The organism is Rhodanobacter sp. K2T2 (genome assembly GCF_013408815.1).
In the GTDB taxonomy this organism is placed as follows: Bacteria; Pseudomonadota; Gammaproteobacteria; order Xanthomonadales; family Rhodanobacteraceae; genus Rhodanobacter.
Genome location: NZ_JACCCA010000006.1, coordinates 116017 through 136750 on the forward strand (window position 1 = coordinate 116017; position 20734 = coordinate 136750).

The following is a 20734-nucleotide window of genomic DNA, read 5'->3' on the forward strand; positions in this document are numbered from 1 at the left end:
AATGAGCACGAGCCGGAGCGCGCGTTTGATTCTCGATAAGCGGGACGCTTATCGAGCCAACGTTCGCTTGCTGCGATCGAGAAAGTCGAGCATGGCGCGCACGTCGTCGCTCTCGCCGGCCTGCTTTTCCAACAGCTCGCGCGCCTCCGGCAACGACAGGCCGGCCATGTACAGCGTGCGGTAGGCCCGCTTGATCGCCGAAATGCGCGGCGCGTCGAAGCCGCGGCGTTTCAAGCCCTCGCTGTTGATGCCGCGCGGGCGACCGTGCTGCTCGTTGGCCATCATCACGAACGGCGGCACGTCCGAACCGACCAGGCAGCCCATGCCGATAAAGGCGTGCGCGCCGACCTTGCAGAACTGGTGTACGCCGGAGTAGCCGGACAGGATCGTCCAGTCGCCAATCTCCACATGTCCGGCCAGTGCCGAATAATTGGAGAAAACGATGTTGTTGCCGACCTGGCAGTCGTGCGCGATGTGTACATAGGCAAGCAGCCAGTTGTCGTTGCCGATACGCGTCACGCCGCCGCCATCGCCGGTGCCGCGATTGATGCTGGCAAATTCGCGGATCAGATTGCGGTCGCCGATGATCAGCTCGGTGCGCTCGCCGGCGAACTTCTTGTCCTGCGGATCGCCGCCCAGCGAGGCGAATTGGGCGATGCGATTGTCGCGGCCGATCTTCGTCGGCCCTTCGATCACCACGTGCGGGCCGATGACGGTGCCGTCGCCGATTTCCACATCGGCGCCGATCACGCTGTAGGCGCCGATACGGACGTTTTCGCCGATAATGGCGGAAGGATCGATCAACGCAGTGGCGTGAATCATTTATCGGACCTCGCCGCGCACATCAGTTCGCAGCTGGCCACTTCCTTGCCGTCGACCAGGGTGCGCGCGACGAAGATGCCCATGCCGCGCATCAGGCGCTTCAAGCCCACTTCCATACGCAGCTGGTCGCCCGGAGAAACCACGGCGCTGAAGCGCGCGTTGTCGACTTTCACCAGATAGAACAGCGGGCTGCCCGTATTGCCTTTCATGCGGCTGCTGATCTGTGTCAGCAGGCCGGCGGTCTGCGCCATCGCCTCGACGATCAACACCCCAGGCATCACCGGATGCCCCGGAAAGTGGCCCTGGAAAAACGGCTCGTTGATGCTGACGTTTTTCAGCGCGACCACGCTGACATCCGGCACGATCTCGATCACGCGATCCACCAGCAGAAAGGGATAGCGGTGCGGCAGCAGTTCCTGGATCTGCTCGATGGTCACCGGCATGGTGAGGGCAGCGGGTTTGTCACTCATGATTCCTGTCCTTTTCCAGCGCCGAGAGCCGGCGCGCGTACTCATCAAGATGTTTGAAGCGGGCCGCATTCTTGCGCCACGCCAGATTTGCCTGCAGCGGTACGCCCGACGAGTATTCGCCCGGCTCGCGGATCGAGCTGGTGACCAGGCTCTTCGCCGTAATGGTAACGCGGTCGGCGAGTTCGAGATGGCCCAGCACGCCGGCGTTGCCGCCGATCTGGCAGTAGCGGCCGATTTTGGCGCTGCCCGCCACCGCTGCGCAGCCGGCCATGGCGGTGTGTGCGCCGATATATACGTTGTGCGCGATCTGAATCTGGTTATCCAGCCGCACGTCTTCTTCCAGCACGGTATCTTCGAGTGCGCCGCGGTCGATGGTGGTGTTGGCACCGATCTCGCAGTCGTCGCCGATGCGCACGCCGCCGAGCTGCGGCAGCTTGATCCAGCCACCGTGATCGTAGGCGTCGCGGTCGAATGCCAGGCCGAAGCCGTCCGAGCCGATCACCGCGCCGGGATGCACCAGCACGCGTTTGCCTAGCGTCACGCGGGTCACCAGGGTCACACGCGCCACCAGGCGGGACTGCGCGCCGACCGTGCAGCCGGTGCCGATGATGCAGTGTGGGCCAAGTACGGCGCCATCCTCGACGACCGCGTCGTCCTCGATGACGCAACAGGGTCCCACGCTGGCGCTGGCGCTGACCCGCGCGCTGGTGGCGACCACCGCGCTGGGATGTACGCCTGGTGGCGCCAGCGGCTGGCGCTCGAACAGCGCGGCGATTTTCGCGTAGGCCACGTAGGGGTCTTTGGCGATCAGCGCCGCGGTGGGGCAAGCGGCGAGATTTTCTTCGCGCAGCACGACCACGGCGGCATGCGTGGCGGCCAGTTGCGCATCGTATTTGCTGTTGGAGAGAAAGCTCAGCTGATTGGCACCGGCGCCCGCCAGGGTGCCGACGCCATCGACGCGCCTCGCGCCGTCGCCGTGCGACGACAGCCCGAAACGTTCGGCCAGTTCGGCCACTGAATAAGACGCTGCGTTCAAGCGCATGCTCCGTGCATCGGCGCCCGGCGGGATGCCGGTACGCCGGGCTGGGTCATCAGAACGGTTTTGTTAGAGCTGATTTGTCAGCGCGGGATTATCCGAGCGAGATCATCGGTTCGAGATAATCAGCGCTGGATCGTCAGAACTGGCTGCCGAAGGTGAACTGGATTTTTTCTTCGTAATGGCTGTCGTCAGGCTGGGTGCGGAACGGGTGCGCCAGGCTGATGATCAGCGGGCCGATCGGGGCCTGCCAGTGCACCGAGATACCGGCCGATGCGCGCAGCGTGCTGGCGCTGAACGTGCTGAAGCTCTGATACGCGTTACCCACGTCCATGAATACCGACACGCGCGCCGTATTGATGTCTTTCAGGAACGGCAGCGGCAGATAGACCTCGGTCGTACCCAGCACCTTGAACGCGCCGCCGATCGGCTCGGCGTAGTTGCCGTCCGGGCAGAAGCCGTTCTTCGCCGGTGCGGTGTAAGCGATACAGACGCGCGGACCGAGCGTGTTGTCCTGGAAGCCGCGCACGTCGCGCACGCCGCCGGAGTAGAAGTTCTGCACGAACGGGAAATCCTGCCGCATATCGACCAGGGTATGGTCGGTGACGGCGCTCTGCAGCGTGGCGTACTGCGAATCGCTGATGCCGTTGTTGCCGTAGGTCTTGCCGTAGCCGACCTGGCCGTCCAGGTACAGCACGAAACCGCCACCGATCGGCCAGTAGTGGTTGGCTTCCGCCGTGAACTTCCAATACTGGACGGTGGAGCCCGGCAGGGCGATGTCGGTCGAGGCCGAGATCAGGCCGCCGCGGGTGGGCGAGAAGTAGGCGTTGCGCGTGTCGTGGTTCCAGCCCAGCGTGCCGGTCCAGGTATGCAGCGTGTCGTGGCCGATTTCGTTCTGATAGTCGATCAGCACCTGGGGGCTGAAGCCCGGAATCAGGCTGACCTTGTCGCTGCTGATGCCCATGCCGACGCGGATGCCGTCGGTTTCCGTGACCGGAATGCTCAGATAGGTCGAGAACGCCCGATCGCTGGTCGAGTAGTCGGCGAAATCGGTATTGCCGTAGTCGGTCTTCGAATAAGTGGCGTTGTAGCCGATGCCGATGTTGCTGTCGGTTAGATAGGGGTTGAAGTAGCTGACGCCGTACTTGGTGTAGTAGCTGCTGCGCTCGCCGCTGATCGAGGCGCTATCGCCGGTACCGAAGATGTTGTTCTGCGAGACGGAGGCATTGAGGATGATGCCCGAGTACTGCGAATAGCCCACGCCGAACTGCAGGCTGCCGGCGGACTGCTCTTCCACCTTGACCGTTACGTCGACCTGATCGAGCGAGCCGGGCACCAGCTTTTTGTCGATATCGACCGTCTTGAAATAACCCAGGCGCTGCAGGCGGATCTTGGAGCGGTCGAGGGCAGCCTGCGAATAGAACGTGCCCTCGAGCTGGCGCATTTCGCGGCGCAGCACGGCGTCTTCGGTACGGGTGTTGCCCTGGAATACCACGCGGCGCACGTAAACGCGCTGACCGGGCTCGACGAAAAGGGTGAGGTCGACAGTGCGCTTGTCCTTGTCTAGCTTCGGAATCGGCGTGACCTTGGCATAGGCGTACCCGATGTTGGACAGAATCGCCTTGATCGACTTGGTGCTGGCCTCGATCGCGGAGCGGTTGAACAGGTCTCCCGGCTTGACGTAGACCAGCTGGCGTATCGTGGCCTCGGGCAGGATCAGCGTGCCGAGCAGCTTCACGTCGGCGATCTTGTAGGTGTCGCCTTCCTTGACGCTGGCGTCGATGTACATCGAGCGGCGGTCCGGCGCGATGCTGACCTGGGTCGAATCCACGCCGAAGTCGGCGTAACCGCGGTTCATGTAGTACGACTGCAGTTTCTCCAGGTCGCCGGAGAGCTTTTCGCGCGAGTACTGGTCGTCTTTCGAGTACCAGGACAGCAGGCCGGGCGTGTTCGACTCGAAACCTTCGCGTACTTCCTTGTCGGTGAACGCGTGGTTGCCGATGATGTTCAGCTCTTCGATCTTGGCGGCCTTGCCTTCGCGGATTTCGATATCCACCGCAACGCGATTGCGCTCGAGCTGGGTCACGTGCGGGGTGACCGACACGTTGTACTTGCCGCGGTTGTAGTACTGGCGCACCAGCTCCTGCTGCACGTTGTCCAGCGCCAGCCGGTCGAAGGTTTCGCCTTCGGCCAGGCCGATCTGCTTCAGGCCCTTCTTCAGGTCGTCGGTCTTGATGTCCTTGTTGCCGCGCAGGGTCAGCTTGGCGATCGACGGACGCTCGACCACCTTGATCACCATGATGTCGCCTTCGCGATCGATTTCCACGTCGCTGAAGAACTTGGTCTGATACAGCGCACGGATGGCTTTTTGTGCCTGGTCGTTGGTCAGCCGGTCGCCCTTGTTGACGGGCAGGTAGGTGTAGACCGTACCGGGAGCGATGCGGCTGAGGCCGTCGATGCGGATGTCCGAGACCACGAACGGGTCGAACGCAAACGCATTGGCGGAGAGGGAGGCAAGCAGGATCAGCGCGGCGATACGCTTCATCGTCGGTTCCGTTGGGTTATTTCGATGGAGCCGCCAGCGCGGCGGCTCCGATCAACACATGAAGCAAGGCAACGCCCTGCTTCGAAAAAGGGTATGCGCTCGAGAAAAGCACATCGTTAAAGCCACCACATCGACCGGCTGCGTCAGCGGCAGTGAAGCCCGTCGTCGACCGATGCCATGCGTCTCTCGCCGCTGTCACGACAACAAGATGCCATGGATATCGTTGTAAAACGCCAGCCCCATCACGGTAAACAGCAGCGCGATGCCGATGTACTGGCCAACAATCATCGTCTGCTCGCTGACCGGACTGCCTTTGATCAACTCGATCAGATAATACAGCAGGTGCCCACCGTCGAGGACGGGAATCGGCATCAGGTTGATAATGGCCAGGCTAAGCGACACCAGCGCAAGGAACTGCAGGAACGAAGCGAAGCCCATGCCGGCCGATGCGTTGGCTACCTGGGCGATACCGATCACGCCGTGCAGATTTTGGGTCGAGGCCTCGCCGGTAATCAGCTTGCCGAACATCGCAAACGTCTGCATCGCGTTGTGCCAGGTGGTTTGCAGCGAGGCGTCGAGCGCCTTGATTGGCCCGTAGCGCACCATCGCCTGTTCGGGCATCGGCGCACCGATGCCCATGACCCACTTCTGTGGCTGGCCCTGCAGCGATTCCCATTTGGTAACGACGCTGAGTTTTTCCGGTTGGCCGTTGCGCTCGATCACTACCGACAGCGTCGGTGATTTGACCGCGTCGGCCTGCACCAGCTTGCCGAACGCCTCGAAATCGGCCACCGCTTGACCATTCACGCTGATCAGTCGATCGCCGCCCTGCATGCCCGCCAGCGAGGCCGGCTGGCCCGGTGTCACGGTGGCGGCAATCGCGGGCGGCGGCGCGGGTTTCAGCCCGAGCGCGTCGAAATACTTTTCTACCGGCTGCCCCGGCGGTAGCCGATCCAGCGGCAGCACCAACTGGCGGGGGCGACCATCTGCGCCGCTTACCGTTATCGACAGCGGCGCGCGGCTCAGCAGACCGTTGGCGATGGCATCCAGGGAATCACCCAGGGTCGTTACGGGCTGGCCATCCACGCTCAGAATGCGATCGCCCGGCAGGACGCCGGCCTTGGCGGCGATGCTTTGCGGTGTGGCGGTCACCACCGGTACGTAATCCGGCCGCCCCAGCATAAACATCAGCCAGAACGCAGCGAGGGTAAAGATCACATTGAAACCCGGTCCTGCCGCGACAATGGCGATGCGTTTCCACACCGACTTGCCGGTGAACTCCTGATCGCGCAGCGCCGGATCGATCTCGCCCTCGCGCGCGTCGAGCATCTTGACATAGCCGCCCAACGGGATCGAGGCGATCTGGTATTCCGTACCGTCGCGGCCGGTGCGCTTCCAGATGGCCTTGCCGAAGCCGACGGAGAAGCGCAGCACCTTGACGCCACAGCGGCGCGCGACCCAGTAATGGCCGAACTCATGAAAGGTCACCAGTACGCCGAGCGTGATGGCCAACCAGAAAACCGAGCCGAAAAAGGAATTCATCAATCGCCGTTGTGAGGGGACGTCACGCCAAGGGTATCAGGCCAAGAATATCAGCAAGCATTGCGCAGAATACGGCGGGCGGCTTCCCGGGCCACCCGATCACGTTCCAGCAGGGTCTGAACATCGACCACGGCTTGCGCCGGCAGTTCCGCAAGAACCGCATCCACGACGTCGGCAATCGAGAGAAACGCCAGCGAGCCGGCCAAAAAGGCCTCCACCGCGATCTCGTTGGCTGCGTTCAGCACCGCTGGCGCATCGCCACCGGCACGCAATGCCTGAAACGCCAGCGCCAGACAGCGGAACGTCGTCAGATCCGGCGGTTCAAAGGCGAGCGGGGCACAGGCGGTCAGGTCCAGCGGCGCCACGCCAGCGTTCACGCGCTCCGGCCACGCCAGCGCGTGGGCGATCGCGGTGCGCATATCGGGATTGCCCAGCTGGGCCAGCACGGAGCCGTCGACGTATTCGACAAAGGAGTGCACCAAGCTTTGTGGGTGAACTACGACATTGATCAGATCGGGCGCGGCGCCGAACAAGTGATGGGCTTCGATGACTTCCAGGCCCTTGTTCATCAGCGTGGCCGAATCGACCGAAATCTTGCGGCCCATGACCCAGTTGGGGTGTTTGCAGGCCTGTTCCGGCGTGATGCCGGCCAGTTCGGCGCGGTTGCGGCCGCGGAACGGGCCGCCCGAGGCGGTCAGCGTCAATTGCCGAACGCCCTTGTGCAGCGACGGCTTGCCGCCGGCCAAGCCTTCGGCGGGCAGGCACTGGAACAGCGCGTTGTGTTCGGAATCGACCGGAATCAGCGCGCCGCCGCCGGCTGCCACGGCATCGAGCAGCAGCGGGCCGGCCATCACTATGGCTTCCTTGTTGGCCAGCAGCAGGCGCTTGCCGGCGCGGGCGGCGGCGAGGGTGGATTGCAGCCCGGCGGCGCCGACAATCGCCGCGACGACGGTATCGCACAGGTTGCCCGAGGCCGCGGTGGCGAGGGCCTCGCGGCCGCTGGCGACGTCGCAGCGAACGCCGGCCGCCGTCAGCTTGCGCGACAGTTCGGCCTCCAGCGCAGGGTCGGCGATCACGGCCAGCTCGGGGCGGTGCTGCATGCACAGCGCGACCAGCGCGTCGACCTGGCGATGCGCGGTCAGCACCGTGGCGCGAAAGCGCTCCGGGTGGCGGGCGATCACGTCCAGCGTGTTGCCGCCGATCGAGCCGGTGGCGCCGAGTACGGCAACGTTCTTCATGTCATCCAGCCGCCATGAACAGGTTCAGCAGCAGCATGCCGGCAGCGAACACCGGCAGCGCGGCAAACACGCTGTCCAGGCGATCCATCATGCCGCCATGTCCAGGAATCATGGTGCCCGAATCTTTCACCTGCGCGTGGCGCTTCATCAGGCTTTCGATCAGGTCGCCGACGATGGATGCACCGACGGTGACAGCGGCCAGCACGGCCAGTCCGATCAGCTGTCCGCCGCGCATATCGAGCAGCCACCAGCCGCCCAGCGCCATGACTACGACGCCAGCCGCCAGCGCGCCATAGGCACCGGCCCAGGTCTTGCCGGGGCTGATCTGCGGGGCGAGTTTGCGCTTGCCGAACGTGCGGCCGCTGAAATAGGCGCCGATATCGGCGGCCCAGACAATCACCAGCGAGAGCAGGGCCAGGCCGTGGCCGTGCGGCCGGCCGGCGTGGATGGTGATCGCCGCGACCCACGCGGGGAAAATCACGAACGCGCCGGCGAGCAGCTTCAGTGCGCGGTTTTCCAGGGTCGGTGCGGCGCCGTAAGCGAAGTGACGCAGCCAGATACAGGCGACCAGCCACCAGAGCACGCCGAGTCCAATCACGGCCGGTGCGACGAGGGTAAAGCGCGCCATCCACAGCAACACGAACACCGCCGCCGACACGATCAACCACGCCGCCTGCAGCGCGACGCTTTTCAGTCCGCTCAAGCGCGCCCACTCCCACAGCGCGGCAAGAAACGCCGCCGCCGCGATCGCGGCAAACACCGCTGTCGACGCAAACAGAATGACGAGAATCACCAGCGGGGCGAGTATCGCGGCGGTGATGGCGCGCTGTAGCAGCATCGGAATCCTTAGTTGACGGCAGCGACCTGCTCACCGGTGCGGCCGTAACGGCGCTCGCGGCGGGCATAGTCGTCGATGGCGAGACGCAGGCAGTCCCGATCGAAATCGGGCCAGAGCACGTCGGTAAAATACAGTTCGGCGTATGCAGCCTGCCACAGCAGGAAATTGCTGATGCGGGTTTCGCCGCCGGTGCGGATGAAAAGATCCAGCGGCGGCAGTTCGGACAGCGTCATCCACTGGCCCAGCGTCGTCTCGTCAATCTGGTCCGAACGTAGATCCCCGCGCTTGACCGCGTCGGCCGCCTGCCGCGCCGCCTGCACGATATCCCAGCGGCCGCCATAGTTCACCGCGATGCTGACGTGCAGCTTGTCGTTGCCGGCGGTGCGCGCCATCGAGGCGTGCATGCGATCTCGCAGCGGTTCCTCGAACGCGCTCAAGTCACCGACAAAGCGCAGGCGCACACCGTTGCTGTGCAGCTCGTCCACTTCCTTGTCCAGCGCCCGCACGAACAGACTCATCAGCGCCATCACTTCTTCGGGCGGGCGCTGCCAGTTCTCGCTGGAGAAGGCGAATACGGTCAGCGCCTGCACGCCTTCGCGCATGCACGATTCGATCGCTTCACGCACCGCCTTGCGGCCGGCGTTGTGGCCGAAGCTGCGCGGACGATGGCGCGCCTTGGCCCAGCGGCCGTTGCCATCCATCACGATGGCGATATGGCGCGGAACCCGAGCGGCTTCGGCGCCGGACATGCAAAGGGCGATGGCGCTCAGAGCGCCATCAGCTCCTCTTCCTTGGCCTTGACCACGGCGTCCACATCCTTCACGGCGCGGTCGGTGAGCTTTTGAATTTCGTCATCGACGCGGCGCTCGTCGTCTTCGGTGATCAGCTTTTCCTTCAGCAGGTCCTTGATTTGCTGAAGCGCGTCACGGCGCACGTTGCGGATAGCGATCTTCGCGTTCTCGCCCTCGTGGCCCACATGCTTGGCCAGCTCGCGGCGGCGCTCTTCGGTCAGCGGCGGCATGTTGAGGCGGATCACGGTGCCGGCGGTGGTCGGCGTGACGCCGATATCGGAAGCCATCAGCGCTTTTTCGATCGGCGCCACCATCGGCTTTTCCCACGGCGTGATGATGATCGTGCGCGCGTCGGCCAGCGAAACCGAGGCGACCTGGGTCAGCGGCATGTCGGCGCCGTAGTAGGACACCTTGATGTTATCGACCAGCGCGGTGCTGGCGCGGCCGGTGCGGATGCGGGTGAGGTCGTGCTTGAGTGACTCGATGCTTTTGCCCATGCGGGTCTGGGCGTCGGTCTTGATGTCGTTGATCATGAAACGTTTCCCGATGAATCTGGCTAGCAGATGATTATAGCAGCCGGGTTACGGCGAGCTGTGAGCGATAAACGCGCTCCGGCGGGCGGTTCAGCCGCCGTCGACCAGGGTACCGATCGGCTCGCCGTGCATGATGCGCATGAGGTTGCCCGGCACGGTCATGTCGTAGATGCGCAGCGGCATGTCGTGGTCGCGGCACAGCGCGATGGCGGCGGTATCCATCACCGCCAGCTTGCGCTCGATCACCTCGTCGTAGTCGAGGCGGTCGTAGCGCACCGCGTCGCTGTGCTTGGCCGGGTCGGCGGTGTAGACGCCGTCGACCTTGGTGGCTTTCAGCAGCAGGTCGGCCCCGATTTCGACCGCGCGCAGCGCCGCGGCGGAGTCGGTGGTGAAGAACGGATTGCCGATGCCGGCAGCGAACAGCACGATGCGGCCCTTTTCGAGATGGCGGATCGCACGGCGGCGCACGAAATCCTCGCTGACGTCGTGGATCTGAATGGCACTCATCACGCGGGCAAAGCCGTTGCGCTTTTCGATCGCGTCCTGCATCGCCAGCGCGTTCATCACCGTGGCTAGCATGCCCATGTGGTCGCCGGTCACGCGGTCCATGCCGGCGGCTGCCAATCCGGCGCCGCGAAAGATATTGCCGCCGCCGATGACGACGCCGATCTCGGCGCCAGCGCGTTGGACCTCGATGATTTCGTCGGCCAGCCGGCCGATTACCTTGGGGTCGATGCCGTAATCGCCCTGGCCCATCAGGGCTTCACCGGAAAGTTTGAGCAGAATGCGGCCGTAATTCAGCGGGGTGCTCATGGGGTCTCCGGGTTTGTGTGGCAAAACAGCGGCAGTGTAACGGCTGTCGTCAATGACGGGGAGAGGTTTCGCCGCGTCGCGCGGCATGTATGCGGGTTTTTACGGCGCTACGGTAGATACAAAAAAGCCGCGGTTTCCGCGGCTTTTTCGCTTGCTTGCGGTGCTGACTCAGGCCAGGCCGGCCTGCTTCATCACTTCGGCGTGGAAATCCTCTTCCACTTTCTCGATGCCTTCGCCGACGGCCAGACGCACGACGGTAACCACGTCCGCGCCTTCCTTCTTCAGCGCCTCGGCCACCGTGGTGTTGGTATCCAGCACATACGGCTGGCCCAGCAGGGTGACTTCGGAGACGATCTTGTTGATCTTGCCGGCGATGATCTTCTCGAGGATTTCGGCCGGCTTGGCCTTGTCCTTCTCGGTCATCTGGCTCAGCGCGATCTCTTTTTCCTTGGCGACGAAATCGGCCGGCACGTCCTCGGCGCGGATGTGCGCTGGGTTCATGGCGGCGACGTGCATCGCGATGCCCTTGGCCAGCTCCTCGGAGCCGCCCTTGAGCGACACCAGTACGCCGATGCGGCCGCCGTGGATGTAGCTGCCGATTACGCCATCGCTCTCGACGCGGGCCATGCGGCGCACGTCGATCTTCTCGCCGATTTTGGCGATCAGGGCCTTGGCGGCTTCTTCGACGTTGCCGGCATCCGGGTAAGCGGCGGCCTTCAGCGCGTCGACGTCAGCCGCGCCGGATTTCAGCGCGATATCGGCCACGGTGTCGGTGAACTTCAGGAAGCTGGCGTCTTTGCCGACGAAATCGGTCTCGCAGTTGACTTCGACCAGCACGGCAGTCTTGCCGGCCTGGGCGGCCACGATGCGGCCTTCGGCGGCCACGCGGCTGGCCTTCTTGTCGGCCTTGGACAGGCCGGACTTGCGCAGCCACTCCATCGCGGTCTCGATATCGCCGTTGTTTTCGACGAGGGCCTTTTTGCATTCCATCATGCCGGCGCCCGAACGTTCGCGCAGTTCCTTGACCAGCTGGGCGGAAATGTTGCTCATGGGTATTTCTCCAAAGCTTTGGATTGGATACGCCGCGGCGGTTGCCCGCCGCGGCGTTGATGTCTCAGGGCGAGACGACGGCCAATGGCCGTCGTTGCACCGGCTTACTTGGCGGAAGCGCCGTCGCGCGGGCCACGGCCACCGTCGCGGCCGCCGTCACGACGCGGAGCGCCGGCACCCTTCTTCGGGGCGGCATCGCGGCGCGGCGCGGCCTGCTTGCGGTCGACCTTGGCCACCGGGTTGCCTTCCTCGTCGAGCTCGACGAAATCGTTGGCATCGCCCTGGGCGGCGGCCGGCGCAGCGGCCTTGCCTTCCAGGATCGAGTCGGCCGCGGCGCGGGCGTACAGCTGGATGGCGCGGATGGCGTCGTCGTTGCCCGGGATGGCGTAGTCGACCAGCTCGGGGTTGTAGTTGGTGTCGACCACGGCGATCACCGGAATGCCGAGCTTCTTGGCTTCCTGCACGGCGATGTCTTCATGACCGATGTCCACGACGAACAGCGCGTCGGGCAGGCGGTTCATGTCCTTGATGCCGCCCAGCGACGCCTGCAGCTTGTCGCGCTCGCGACGACGGGACAGCACTTCGTGCTTGACCAGCTTCTCGAACGAACCGTCGGTCTCGGCCGCTTCCAGCTCTTTCAGGCGCGACACGGACTGCTTGACGGTGCGGAAGTTGGTCAGCATGCCGCCGAGCCAGCGCGAGGTGACATACGGCATGCCGGCGCGTGCGGCCTCTTCGGCCAACGGCTCGCGGGCCGAACGCTTGGTGCCGACGAACAGGATGGTGCCGCGCTTCTGCGCCAGCGCCGACAGGAAATTCATCGCGTCGGTGAACAGCGGCAGGGTCTTTTCGAGATTGATGATGTGGATCTTGCCGCGGGCGCCGAAGATGTACGGAGCCATCTTGGGGTTCCAGTAACGGGTCTGATGACCGAAATGGACGCCGGCCTCGAGCATTTGACGCATGGTGACTTGTGCCATGGTGAAACTCCTTGCATGGACCTTTATAAGGTCTGGGGGTTGGGACCTCCACGTACCCCCGACTTCGACCGCGAACGTCCCATTAAATGATGGGATCGAGCGCAGCACCCCGAAGGCGGTGCCGATACGTGTGTGGCGTTTGGTTGGGTATTGGACCGCTTGACGGTTACAATCCCGGGACGCTTTGCGCTGTACGCACCGGTGAAACCGGCCGCATCAGGTCAGCAAAACTCCCGAATTGTAGCCGGTGCTCCGGCAGCGCGGCAAGTTGCGGCGGATTCTCAGTTGAACCGACCGACCTGCGCCGCCATTTAGGCAGGACTTATGGCTATTACTCTGAAATCCCCCGAAGACCTCGAAGGCATGCGCGTCGCCGGCAAACTGGCCGCCGATGTGCTCGCCATGCTCAAGGACCACGTCAAGCCCGGTGTGACCACCGAAGAGCTGGATCGCCTAGCACACGACTACATCGTCAACGTGCAGCAGGCGATTCCGGCCAACGTCGGCTATCACGGTTTCCCCAAAACCCTGTGCGCCTCGGTCAACCACGTGATCTGTCACGGTATCCCGAACGAGGGCAAGGTGCTGAAGGATGGCGACATCGTCAATCTGGATGTCACCGTGATCAAGGACGGCTGGCACGGCGACACCAGCCGCATGTATTTCGTCGGCACGCCGTCGGTGCTGGCCAAGCGGCTGGTCGACACTACCTTCGAGGCGATGATGAACGGCATCAGGGCCGTGCGTCCGGGCGCCACGCTGGGCGACGTCGGTCACGCGATTCAGCAGCACGCCGAGGCGGCCGGCTTCAGCGTGGTGCGCGAGTACTGCGGCCACGGCATCGGCAAGGTCTACCACGACGAGCCGCAGGTACTGCATTACGGCAAGCCGGGTGCGGGCGTCGAACTGAAAAAGGGCATGACCTTCACCATCGAGCCGATGATCAACGCCGGCAAGCCGCAGACCCGGCAGCTGCCGGACGGCTGGACTGTCGTGACCAAGGACCACTCGCTGTCGGCGCAGTGGGAGCACACTATCGCGGTGACCGATGACGGTTACGAAATCCTCACGGCGTGGCCCGACGCCTGACCCGCATGGCTGAATCGCGGCGTCGAATAAGGCGCCGCGGATGCTGCTCGGCTGAGATGATTCGTCGAGATGATTCTTCGGCCCACCGCCGCGCCCGAGTCGTCACGTTCTCACGGAGCCACGCTTAAGATCATGTCGTCGATCCCCAGTCTTGCCGCACTGCCGCCGCTGCCACGCCTGCCGGTGGCGGTGCCACGCTCGGGCGTGTCGGCCGAGGCGCGGCTGGCGCTGCGGCAGCTGCTGGGTGACGTCAACCGCAGCCTTGCCACGGCCTTTCGCAACGGTGGCGATGCCGCCGTACTGGCACGCCGCCGCAGCGAGTCGGTCGAGCGGGTGGTGGCGCACGTATGGATGGCCTGTCTGGGCGACGTCAGTGGTGCAGCGCTTTTCGCCGTCGGCGGCTATGGCCGCGGCCTGCTTTTCCCCTATTCGGACGTCGACCTGCTGGCCCTCGTCGAGGCGCCGGCGCCGGCGCGACTGCGCGCGCTGGAGCAGTTTTTCGCCACCCTGTGGGACGTGGGTCTGAAAGTCGGTCACGCCGTGCGCGACGTGCCCCAGTGCCGCCAGCTGGCGGCGCAAGATGTCAGCGTGTTCACCAGCCTGCTGGATGCGCGCCGGCTGGCCGGCGACCCGGCACTGGCTGAGCAGCTGCGCGGCATCATCGACGACCCTGCGCTGTGGCCGCCGGCGAAATATCTGGCGGCGCGGCTGGCCGAACGCGATGCGCGCCATGCCCGCTACGACGACACGGCGCACAACCTCGAACCGAACATCAAGGACGGGCCGGGCGGTCTGCGCACGCTGGACGCGCTGCGCTGGCTGGGCCGCCGGCTGGCGCACGCCAACGGTTTTGCCGATCTGGTGACCGAGGGCTTGCTCGACTCGGCCGAGCAGCTGGCGCTTGAGGAATCCGAAGCCACGCTGCAGCGCTACCGGTACGCGTTGCATCTGGAAGCCGGCCGCGCCGAGGAGCGATTGCTGTTCGACTATCAGCGCGGTCTGGCGACGCGGCTGGGCTTCGAGGACGAGCACGAAAAGAATCTCGGCGTCGAACAGTTCATGCAGGGCTATTACCGCGCCGCCACGCAGATCGAGCGGCTCGGGGTGCAGGTGGCCGAGCGCTTCGAGGAAATGCTCGAGACGCCTTCGGCGGCACAGCCGGCGGGCGCGGATTTCGTGCGGTTCGGCAAGCGGCTGGCCGCGCGCGATCCCGAACTTTTCCTGCAGCGACCGGCGGCGCTGGTCGATGTGTTCATTGCGCGGCTCGATCAGCCGGGCGTAATCGGTTTTACCGCCGACACCATGCGCCGCATCCATCAGGCCACCGCCGCGCACGGCGAAACGCTGTCGACCGATCGCGGCGTGCTGGACGCGTTTCTGCATCTGCTTCGCCGCGGTGCGCCCGCGGTCAACGCGCTATGGAGCATGAATCGGCACGGTCTGCTGGCGGCGATTCTGCCGGCATTCGGCAAGGTCTTCGGCCGCATGCAGTACGACCTGTTTCACGTGTACACGGTCGACGAACACACCCTGCGCGTGCTGCACAATGTGGCGCGTTTTGCCGAGCCGTCGGCGCTCGCCGAATTTCCCGTCGCATGCCAGATCTGGGGCACGCTGCCGAAGCCGGAAATACTGCTGCTGGCGGCGCTGTTCCACGACATCGCCAAGGGGCGGGGGGGCGATCATTCCGTGCTGGGCGAGGACGATGCGCGCACGTTCTGCGCACAGCTGGGCTTGCCTCGCGCCGATATCGACCGTGTCGCGTGGCTGGTGCGCTGGCATCTGCTGATGAGCACCACCGCGCAGCGTCAGGACATTACCGACCCCGATGTCGTGCAGCGCTTTGCCGATCTCGTCGGCGATCGCGAGCGCCTCGGCCAGCTTTATCTGCTGACCATCGCCGACATCATCGGCACCAGCCCGCGCCTGTGGAACGCATGGAAAGATCGGCTGCTGTCCGATCTGTACACCGCGACGCGCTACGCGCTGCGCAGCGACGTCAACCTGCCGCGCGATGCGACCGAGCGCGTGCGCGAATGTTCCGAACACGCGCTGGCGCTGCTGATGAACGATGGTTTCGCCGAAGCCGACGTGGTTCGCGTGTGGGCCGATTTTCCGCCGCTGAGTTTCATGCGCCATCGCCCGGAACAGATCGCCTGGCAGACGCGGGCGATCCTGGCCGCGAAGGGCAAGGTGCCGCTGGTCGCGGTACAGCCTTTCTCGGTCCGCGGCAGCACCGAGCTTTTTGTCTACACACCCGATCGCGACGGCCTTTTTGCCACGGTGACCGCGGTGCTCGATCGGCTGCGCTTTTCAGTGATGGAGTCGCGCATTCTCAGTTCGCCGACCGGCATGGCGCTGGATACCTTTCTGCTGCTTGAGGCCGATACCCAACAGCCGGCGAGCGCCACGCGGGCGCAGGAGCTGCAGCAGCGGCTGCAGGGTGAGCTGGAGCGCCCCACCGGCATGCAGCCTTGCAGACGCAACATGACGCGTCATCAGAAGCATTTCCAGACGCCGCCGCGGATCACCTTTCACGCGGCCGGCGACCGCACTCAGCTCGCTCTGGTCGGCACCGATCGCCCGGGCATTCTGGCCGCGGTCGCGCAGGTGATGCTCGCCACCGGAGTGCGTGTGCACGACGCGCGCATCGCCACGTTCGGCGAGCGGGTCGAGGATTTCTTTCAGATTACCGACCGGCACAACGCACCACTCTCCGTGTTGCAGCAGGAGCAGCTGATGCAGGCGCTGATGTCGAGCATCGGGCCGGTTCGGAATTAGTCTGCCGATCCTGCTGCGGCGATGGCGCCGCGGCCCGCGCGATGGAAAGGGGCGATGTCCGCGCTATCATCGCCGCTGCTGCGCTTCGCAGCGATCAGGGTCGACTTCGCCATGACTTACCCGCTTGTCGAGACGCTGCACGTGCTCTTTGTGGTCGCGTGGATGGCGGCGGTTTTCTACCTGCCGCGGATTCTGGTGAACATGGCCGAGACGGCGGGTCAGCCGCCGGTGCAGGCGCGCCTGCAGCTGATGGGACGTCGGCTGTATCGCTTCGGCCACATTATGTTCGGGTTGGCGTTCGTGCTCGGCCTGGCACTGTGGCAGGGCTGGAGGGTGTTTCCGGCGGCGTTGCCGAACGTGGTCGGTCCGATGCACTGGATCGATGCCAAGGTCACCTTGGTGATTCTGCTGCTGATCTATTTCATTTTCTGCGGGCGCATGCTCAAGCGTGCCGCGGCTGGCGGTTCGCTGCCGTCTCCAAAGGCCCTGCGCTGGACCAACGAGCTGCCGGTGCTATTGCTGCTCGGCGTGCTTTACCTGGCCATCGCCAAGCCGTTTTGAGGGCGGCGGCGCAGTCGGTTCGGCGACGAACTGCGCTAAACTGAGGCTTAGACAACTGACCGACAAGGTGGCCCGCGCATCGCGCCGGCCGAGCGTGCGACATGGCAACTACCCGCTACCACTGCTGATTCTGCTCGCCTTGTTTCGAAAGCAGGGGCGCAGCGCCCTTAGCTTTTATGTCCGATACCCGCAGGCGTGGCCAAAGACCTGCAGCCCAACACTTCATCAACGTGCGCCACCGGCGCGAACGTCCAGGGTTTCTCCATGATTGAAATTACGCTACCCGACGGCAGCAAGAAGCCGTTCGATCATCCCGTTACCGTGCAGGACGTGGCCGCCTCGATCGGCGCCGGTCTGGCCAAGGCGACGTTGGCCGGCAAAGTCGACGGTCAACTGGTCGACGCCAGTTTCCCGATCGAGCACGACGCTAGCCTGCAGATCATCACCGACAAGAGCCCGGAGGCGCTGGATATCCTGCGCCACTCCACCGCGCATCTGATGGGGCAGGCCGTGCAGCGGCTTTATCCCGGCGCGCAGGTCACGATCGGTCCGGTGATCGACAACGGCTTTTTCTACGACTTCGCCTACGAGCGGCCGTTCACTCCGGACGATCTGCCGAAGATCGAGGCCGAAATGGCCAAGATCGTGGCCGAACAGCTGCCGGTGACGCGCGATGTGAAAACGCGCGACGAGGCCGTGGCGTTTTTCCGCGGCCTTGGCGAGGAATACAAGGCCGAAATCATCGAAGGCATACCGGCCGATCAGCCGCTGTCGCTCTATACCCAGGGCGAGTTCACCGATCTTTGCCGTGGCCCGCATGTGCCCAATACCGGCAAGCTGCGCGCGTTCAAGCTGATGAAGGTAGCTGGCGCCTATTGGCGCGGCGACTCCAACAACGCGATGCTGACCCGCATCTACGGCACCGCATGGCTCAACGACAAGGACCTGAAGGCCTATCTGTTCCAGCTGGAAGAAGCGGAAAAGCGCGACCATCGCAAGATCGGCAAGCAGCTCGACCTGTTTCATCAGCAGGAAGAGAGCCCGGGCATGGTGTTCTGGCATCCCAACGGCTGGGCGATCTGGCAGCAGGTCGAGCAGCACATGCGCAACGTCTACAAGCGCAGCGGTTACCAGGAAGTGCGCTGTCCGCAGGTGCTGGACGTGTCGCTATGGAAAAAGTCCGGCCACTGGGACAACTACGCCGAGAACATGTTTTTCACCGAGTCGGAAAAGCACACCTATGCGCTGAAGCCGATGAACTGCCCCGGTCACGTGCAGGTGTTCAACACCGGCCTGCACAGCTACCGCGAGCTGCCGATCCGTTACGGTGAGTTCGGCGGCTGCCATCGCAACGAACCCTCGGGCGCACTGCACGGCATCATGCGCGTGCGCGCGTTCACCCAGGACGACGGCCATATTTTCTGCACGCCCGAGCAGATCGAGTCCGAGGTCACGGCGTTCCATCGGCAGGCCATGCAGGTCTACGGCGACTTCGGCTTTCAGGACATCGGTCTGAAGATTGCGCTGCGCCCGGACAAGCGCATCGGTACCGACGAAGTGTGGGATCGTGCCGAAGCGGCGCTTCGCGCGGCGCTGTCGGTGGCCGGCGTGCAGTGGGAAGAGCTGCCGGGCGAGGGCGCTTTTTACGGTCCGAAGATCGAATACCACATGAAGGATTCGATCGGCCGCGCCTGGCAGGTCGGTACCATGCAGGTCGATTTCATGATGCCCGAGCGCCTTGGCGCCGAGTATGTCGACGAGCATTCGCAGAAAAAGCATCCGGTGATGCTGCACCGGGCCATCGTCGGTTCGATGGAGCGATTTATCGGCATCTTGATCGAGCACTATGCCGGTCAGCTGCCGTCCTGGCTGGCTCCGGTACAGGCCGTAGTGCTCAATATCACCGATGCGCAGGCCGATTATGTCCGCGAAGTGACGCAAACCCTTGTCGATAAAGGCTTCCGGGTGCAATCCGATTTGCGCAATGAGAAGGTCGGCTATAAAATCCGCGAACATACGATGCAGAAAGTGCCTTATTTGCTCGTGGTCGGTGACCGCGAGAAAGAAACGGGTACCCTAGCCGTGCGTACCCGTTCGGGTGAGGATCTGAGCAGCATGTCGCTGACCGATTTCGCCGAACGGCTGGTGACCGAAACCAAGCGCTGAGCGCCTGGCGGTCAGTTCAATTCATTCTTCTGGAGGATCGTGGTATCGCAACCACCGACAACAAAGGCAATCGTCGCAACCTGGAAATCCGTGTGCCACGGGTACGTGTTATTGGTGCCGAAGCCGAACAGCTCGGCATTCTGACCCGCGACGAGGCGCTGGCGCTGGCGCAGGAAGCTGGCATGGATCTGGTCGAGATCCAGCCGAACGGCGATCCGCCGGTCTGCCGCATCATGGACTACGGCAAGTTCAAGTTCGAAGCGCAGAAGAAAGCACAGGCCGCCAAGAAGAAGCAGAAGCAGGTCGAGATCAAGGAAGTGAAGTTCCGTCCGGTCACGGACGTGGGCGACTACCAGATCAAGCTGCGCAACATGCTTCGCTTCCTCGAGGAAGGCGACAAGGTCAAGGTCACCATCCGCTTCCGCGGCCGCGAGATGTCGCATCAGGATCTGGGCCAGAATCTGGCCAAGAAGATCCAGGAAGACGTCGGCGAGAATGGCCAGATCGAGTCCTTTCCGCGTCTGGAAGGCCGTCAGATGGTCATGATGATCGGTCCGAAGAAAAAATCCTGAGGCTTTCGGCGGCCGCCGGCCGCCGTTTTCATCATCGGATGATTTGGCAAGCGGCGACTGGCATGTCGCCGCGTTTGCCCGTACAATTTGAGGTTCGACCCGCCGGATGGGTCGTGCACCGATCGTGGCAGGACGGAAAGTGTGGCCGGATTCTTAAGGACTCCGAGGCACCGCCAGATCAGTCAGAAACTTAGGACGCCCACTCCAACAGGCGTTCTCACACAAGGAAATAGTTATGCCCAAGATCAAGACCAACCGGGCGGCGGCGAAGCGTTTTCGCAAGACCGCGTCGGGCAAGATCAAGTGCGGCCACGCCTTCAAGTCACACATCCTGACCAAGAAGTCGACCAAGCGTAAGCGCGGTCTGCGTGCACCGAATCATCTCAAGGCGTGTGACACCAAAGGTGTAGCGCGCATGTTGCCGTACTTGTAAGACGAGGAGATAAACCATGGCTCGTGTAAAGCGTGGCGTTACCGCCCGTCGTCGTCACAAAAAAGTTATCGGTCGTGCCAAGGGCTATTACAACGCCCGCCGCAAGGTCTTCCGCGTTGCCAATCAGGCCGTCATCAAGGCCGGTCAGTACGCCTATATCGGCCGCAAGCAGCGCAAGCGTCAGTTCCGCGCGCTGTGGATTGTCCGTATCAATGCGGCAGCACGCATGTTCGGTCTTTCCTATAGCCGCTTGATCAATGGCCTGCTGCTTGCCGGTATCGAAGTCGACCGCAAGGTGCTGGCCGATATCGCGGTGCATGACATCAAGGCATTCGAAGTGATCGCTGAGAAGGCCAAGGCCAGCATCGCCGAGAAAGCGAAGGCCACTAAGGCCGCTTGATCGTCGGGCGCTTCGGCGCCAGTGCGATGTGATTGAAAGCAAGCGGGGAAGAGGCGAAAACCTCTTCCCCCTTT

19 protein-coding genes are annotated in these 20734 nt (G+C 63.7%); 7 read left to right on the plus strand and 12 right to left on the minus strand.

The window, feature by feature from the left end:
• Positions 1-48: 48 nt before the first annotated feature.
• From lpxA to rpsB, 12 genes are all read right to left on the minus strand, one after another.
• Entirely contained in the window at positions 49-822 is a 774-nt protein-coding gene (gene lpxA, locus HDE78_RS11210; protein ID WP_179479375.1) for an acyl-ACP--UDP-N-acetylglucosamine O-acyltransferase, read from the minus strand.
• Positions 819-1292, minus strand: a complete 474-nt coding sequence (gene fabZ, locus HDE78_RS11215; protein WP_179479377.1) for a 3-hydroxyacyl-ACP dehydratase FabZ — start codon at positions 1290-1292, stop codon at positions 819-821. Before fabZ ends, lpxA begins: the two co-directional genes overlap by 4 nt.
• Positions 1285-2328: a UDP-3-O-(3-hydroxymyristoyl)glucosamine N-acyltransferase gene (gene lpxD / locus HDE78_RS11220; protein ID WP_179479379.1), complete on the minus strand. Its 1044-nt coding sequence runs from the start codon at positions 2326-2328 to the stop codon at positions 1285-1287. The genes fabZ and lpxD overlap by 8 nt, the downstream gene beginning before the upstream one ends.
• A gap of 139 nt (positions 2329-2467) precedes the next feature.
• A complete protein-coding gene (gene bamA / locus HDE78_RS11225) occupies positions 2468-4873 on the minus strand; it encodes an outer membrane protein assembly factor BamA (protein WP_179479381.1) in 2406 nt (801 codons plus the stop codon).
• Positions 4874-5068: 195 nt separating this feature from the next.
• The gene (rseP, locus tag HDE78_RS11230; RefSeq protein WP_179479383.1) at positions 5069-6415 is read right to left on the minus strand and encodes an RIP metalloprotease RseP; all 1347 of its coding nucleotides are present in this window, start codon (positions 6413-6415) and stop codon (positions 5069-5071) included.
• Between the two features lie 50 nt (positions 6416-6465).
• The gene (locus HDE78_RS11235) at positions 6466-7653 is read right to left on the minus strand and encodes a 1-deoxy-D-xylulose-5-phosphate reductoisomerase (RefSeq protein WP_179479385.1); all 1188 of its coding nucleotides are present in this window, start codon (positions 7651-7653) and stop codon (positions 6466-6468) included.
• 1 nt (position 7654) lies between these two features.
• Positions 7655-8491, minus strand: coding sequence for a phosphatidate cytidylyltransferase (locus HDE78_RS11240; protein WP_179479387.1), 837 nt, complete (start codon positions 8489-8491; stop codon positions 7655-7657).
• A gap of 8 nt (positions 8492-8499) precedes the next feature.
• The gene (gene uppS, locus HDE78_RS11245) at positions 8500-9240 is read right to left on the minus strand and encodes a polyprenyl diphosphate synthase (RefSeq protein ID WP_179479389.1); all 741 of its coding nucleotides are present in this window, start codon (positions 9238-9240) and stop codon (positions 8500-8502) included.
• A 17-nt stretch (positions 9241-9257) separates the two neighbouring features.
• On the minus strand, positions 9258-9815 hold the full coding sequence (gene frr, locus HDE78_RS11250; RefSeq protein ID WP_179479391.1) for a ribosome recycling factor: 558 nt from the start codon (positions 9813-9815) through the stop codon (positions 9258-9260).
• Positions 9816-9905: 90 nt separating this feature from the next.
• Positions 9906-10628: a UMP kinase gene (pyrH, locus tag HDE78_RS11255; protein ID WP_179479393.1), complete on the minus strand. Its 723-nt coding sequence runs from the start codon at positions 10626-10628 to the stop codon at positions 9906-9908.
• A 168-nt stretch (positions 10629-10796) separates the two neighbouring features.
• Positions 10797-11678, minus strand: coding sequence for a translation elongation factor Ts (tsf, locus tag HDE78_RS11260; protein ID WP_179479395.1), 882 nt, complete (start codon positions 11676-11678; stop codon positions 10797-10799).
• 104 nt (positions 11679-11782) lie between these two features.
• Complete coding sequence (gene rpsB, locus HDE78_RS11265) at positions 11783-12658, minus strand: 30S ribosomal protein S2 (protein ID WP_179479397.1); 876 nt, start codon at positions 12656-12658, stop codon at positions 11783-11785.
• Positions 12659-12982: 324 nt separating this feature from the next.
• On the opposite strand from rpsB, the gene map reads away from it, so the two are divergent.
• The 7 genes from map (at position 12983) to rplT (ending at position 20660) form a co-directional block, all read left to right on the plus strand.
• Positions 12983-13747: a type I methionyl aminopeptidase gene (map, locus tag HDE78_RS11270; RefSeq protein ID WP_179479399.1), complete on the plus strand. Its 765-nt coding sequence runs from the start codon at positions 12983-12985 to the stop codon at positions 13745-13747.
• Between the two features lie 132 nt (positions 13748-13879).
• A complete protein-coding gene (gene glnD / locus HDE78_RS11275) occupies positions 13880-16528 on the plus strand; it encodes a [protein-PII] uridylyltransferase (RefSeq protein WP_179479401.1) in 2649 nt (882 codons plus the stop codon).
• A 111-nt stretch (positions 16529-16639) separates the two neighbouring features.
• Entirely contained in the window at positions 16640-17089 is a 450-nt protein-coding gene (locus tag HDE78_RS11280; protein WP_179479752.1) for a CopD family protein, read from the plus strand.
• 264 nt (positions 17090-17353) lie between these two features.
• Complete coding sequence (gene thrS / locus HDE78_RS11285; protein WP_179479403.1) at positions 17354-19255, plus strand: threonine--tRNA ligase; 1902 nt, start codon at positions 17354-17356, stop codon at positions 19253-19255.
• Positions 19256-19299: 44 nt separating this feature from the next.
• On the plus strand, positions 19300-19827 hold the full coding sequence (infC, locus tag HDE78_RS11290) for a translation initiation factor IF-3 (protein WP_343205698.1): 528 nt from the start codon (positions 19300-19302) through the stop codon (positions 19825-19827).
• Between the two features lie 235 nt (positions 19828-20062).
• Positions 20063-20260 carry a 50S ribosomal protein L35 gene (gene rpmI, locus HDE78_RS11295; protein ID WP_077445148.1) on the plus strand — a complete coding sequence of 66 codons (198 nt, stop codon included), beginning with the start codon at positions 20063-20065 and terminating at the stop codon, positions 20258-20260.
• Positions 20261-20276: 16 nt separating this feature from the next.
• Complete coding sequence (rplT, locus tag HDE78_RS11300; RefSeq protein ID WP_179479405.1) at positions 20277-20660, plus strand: 50S ribosomal protein L20; 384 nt, start codon at positions 20277-20279, stop codon at positions 20658-20660.
• The last annotated feature ends 74 nt before the right edge of the window (positions 20661-20734 follow it).